Source organism: Saccharospirillaceae bacterium, assembly GCA_022448365.1.
Lineage (GTDB): Bacteria > Pseudomonadota > Gammaproteobacteria > Pseudomonadales > Oceanobacteraceae > Bacterioplanoides.
Genome location: JAKVCS010000021.1, coordinates 1 through 3037, shown reverse-complemented (window position 1 = coordinate 3037; position 3037 = coordinate 1). Strand labels below are relative to the sequence as shown.

General features: G+C 49.5%; 4 protein-coding genes. All 4 read right to left on the bottom strand.

What is annotated here, in order from left to right; genetic code table 11:
* Nucleotides 1-174 precede the first annotated feature (174 nt).
* From MK185_17670 to MK185_17655, 4 genes are read right to left on the bottom strand one after another with little or no spacing between them, the layout of a single operon-like run.
* On the bottom strand, nucleotides 175-837 hold the full coding sequence (locus MK185_17670; protein ID MCH2042459.1) for a hypothetical protein: 663 nt from the start codon (nucleotides 835-837) through the stop codon (nucleotides 175-177).
* A 9-nt stretch (nucleotides 838-846) separates the two neighbouring features.
* Nucleotides 847-2154: a LamG domain-containing protein gene (locus MK185_17665; GenBank protein MCH2042458.1), complete on the bottom strand. Its 1308-nt coding sequence runs from the start codon at nucleotides 2152-2154 to the stop codon at nucleotides 847-849.
* Entirely contained in the window at nucleotides 2151-2660 is a 510-nt protein-coding gene (locus MK185_17660) for a hypothetical protein (protein MCH2042457.1), read from the bottom strand. Before MK185_17660 ends, MK185_17665 begins: the two co-directional genes overlap by 4 nt.
* A gap of 30 nt (nucleotides 2661-2690) precedes the next feature.
* The gene (locus MK185_17655; GenBank protein ID MCH2042456.1) at nucleotides 2691-2927 is read right to left on the bottom strand and encodes a hypothetical protein; all 237 of its coding nucleotides are present in this window, start codon (nucleotides 2925-2927) and stop codon (nucleotides 2691-2693) included.
* Nucleotides 2928-3037 lie beyond the last annotated feature (110 nt).

Sequence of the window (3037 nt, the reverse complement as noted above, 5' to 3'; positions counted from 1 at the left end):
TTCTGAGGGCAGCAATGCGTTTTGCTACCTTAGCATTACCTAGCAAGCGAGAGGAGCAGGCCCACGCTGTCTCGTCGTTAGCGCATTTATAGCCTGCTTCTCGGTAAGCGTCGCCTTGGTTCATACCCTCAACGATATTGCGGCAGAACTTCTCTTGTTGTTCGGAGAGTTTGCTCATGCATACCCCCTGTAATAGTGCCGATCTCTTCGGCGATTGATAACAGATTCAGTTTCCATGTAGACCTTGAAAACGCCTCCACCTGATTTAGTGACCGTGAGCTCTGCGCTTCCGCATTGGCCGCTTCCAGACAATGTGACCTTTGCAATGTTGCCATTTAAAGCAACGGCTACATTCACGCCTGCGCTTTCTGTAGCGATGACTGATGAAATGCTTTCACTGTCTGCCAGTATATCGTTGAAGTTGAGAGAGACAGTTTTCGTTTCACCCTCTTCTAGATCAAGCATGAAAGCGCGGCGCTCGGCGTCAAAGGATAGCCCGCGCAAAACATGCCGCTGATTTCCTCGAAATCGAACTAACGCAGGATAAGGCTCAGTTGCAGAGCTTGTTTCATCTGGTCCAGGCTCAACTTCTTGCGTGCCGTCCCAATCAATAACACCTGTGGCGCGTGGCGAAACTTCTGAACCCGCAAAAAACCGCACACCGTATTGACCAGCAGGCGCTGAAGGCATCGAACCAACATATATGGCCAAACTGCCAACTTCAGAGCAGGGCACATCAGAATTAACCTGCGCACCCGCGCTGTCATAAATGCGGGCAACAATCGTTAAACCACTATCAGTGGCAGGGTCACCGTAAAAGTTTAGCTCATTTGCCATGAATCCCCCTTACGGCGCGTCCGTCACAATGTCCGCAACGGTCATATTGTACATGACGAAATCAGCATTGCCGACATTATCCTGAATCGTTGGGAAATTATCACCATCACCCATGCGCCACCAATGATCAGGCGAAGCGGTCAACTCGCTTAAATCATGCGTTGTGCCTGAATTGTATATGTCCGATATGTTAGCCGATTGATCCGATGACCAAATCGCCAATTCATCAACGCGGCAATTGTCCCTCATATAGTTGCCAGACGAAAAGCGACCAACGCGCAAATTGTCCGGGTCAATGCCAGATGACCAGCCAAAGTTATTGTGTGACCACGCACCCGCGCTCGTAACGTTTACCCCGTCGATAAATATCTTGAACCGGCTGTAATAATTGCTAAGCGAGCCGCTAGAGCTTCCTGTTGTGCCGCCATCATAGGTGACCATGATATGTTTCCATGAGCCGGCCGCAAGGGCCGTGTTGGCGCTCTGCCAACGCAGATAATTATTGGTTGACCCATACTGAAGGCGAAGCGTGTCAGTCGCACCTAAGAAGCGCAAATGAACATTACCGCCGTTCGACGTGTCATTATCGCCAAAGTAGAAAATGGTTTGCCCGGTGCTGCTTGTGCTGCCCTTGAACCATAAGTGAATTGTCCAGGCGTCACTCGATCCTGCGCCGTTGCTTGAGCGCCCCAGAATGCCATCGAGTAAAGACGCATTTGCGCCCAAATAATCCTGATTCACAAAATTGATTGAACGCGTGTTCGAAAATGTCGAAATAACATTAAACGAAATGGTTTCGGTGTCGCTGCCATAATAATTTATAGCCGTTACGCCAACATTATACGTCCCAGCACCGTCAGCAAATTGGCCAATCAGATTGCGCCGATTGTTGCTGTTTACCGTCAAGCCAGCCGGAACGTTTGACCACTCAAACTCAACCGCGTCTGATGCCGTCAACAAATAATTGACTTGATCGGTATCGTTCACGCTAACAGAAAGCGAAGAGGTAATCACAGGAGCGGAACCAGGCGTGCCACCTGTATGACTGAAAATTGCGTTCAGCGCATTGCAAACAGCCGTCTCATCAGCGCCTAAAGAATTTCCGTCCTCATCAACAAAATTGCTAATGGCCAAATTTGCAACTTCAAAAAAATCTGTCGAATCTGTAGACTTTGGCTCATTCATAATTGAACAAGTCCCGTCGCCATTGCCGACCGCTTTTAGCTCATTGTTGAAATACATGCCGAGCGTGCCATCTGCCGTGCTTTCAATAACTGAAGCATTGGCTTGAGAGTCGCGATAACATTTCAAACTCATGGCTGACGCCTCAAAACCTGTATAACAGAACCAGAATTATTGACCTGCATATCAGCAGTGCTGCGCACCTGTAGCTTGATGAAATTGTCTCGAGTGTTGGTGTCGCCCATATAAATATAATCGGCTGACGTAACAATTCGATCAGCAACACCCGCACCCGCTGACAAACGAAAAGGCGTCTTAGGTAACTGATACAAACCCGAGCCCGTCCCTAGCTCATACTGAAACTCTAACAGCGCTGAATTGATCGTGGGAGTGATTGTGAAATCATTCCGAATAAGTATCGCGTCGCCTAAGCTCAGCTGTCGCGGGTCAATATAACCCGTTGTGTTATCCATTAGCGTTGTAACGCCTTCAGGAAGATAATTTGTGTTGCTGAAAGCGCCGGCCCCGTCATTAGGCAAATCAAACCAAGTGTTAGCAGACACAGACACAGCGCCGCCGCTGTTGTTCTGGTCGCTAAACCCTGTAACAGTGCCTTGGCTAGCTGACGCAAACGCAATCATTGTTTATTCTCGAAAACGCTCGGCCAAAAGCTAACCGTTATCCCGGCGATTACGCTTCCAGACCATAGCTGACGTTATGCCCGCAATCGTGACGCAGAACCAAAGCTTAGGGTCGGCAAGAAGTTCACCGCGCTCGGCAATGACCATAGTGCCAGCAAATGCCAGGACACCCGCGCCAGCCGTTCCGAGAACATCGCCCGTGAAGTCACGAGTCCAACCCGTACCTTTAGCGATGCCGTTAACAATCATATCTGTCGCTGAGGACATAACACTCTCTCCACTGTATGAAATGGTTTACCCGCAAGGGGCAGAAGGAACCGAGGCTGATCGGCTCATTTGGGGGGGCTTTTGTCCCCTGCGGGTAACTTAATCGGCTT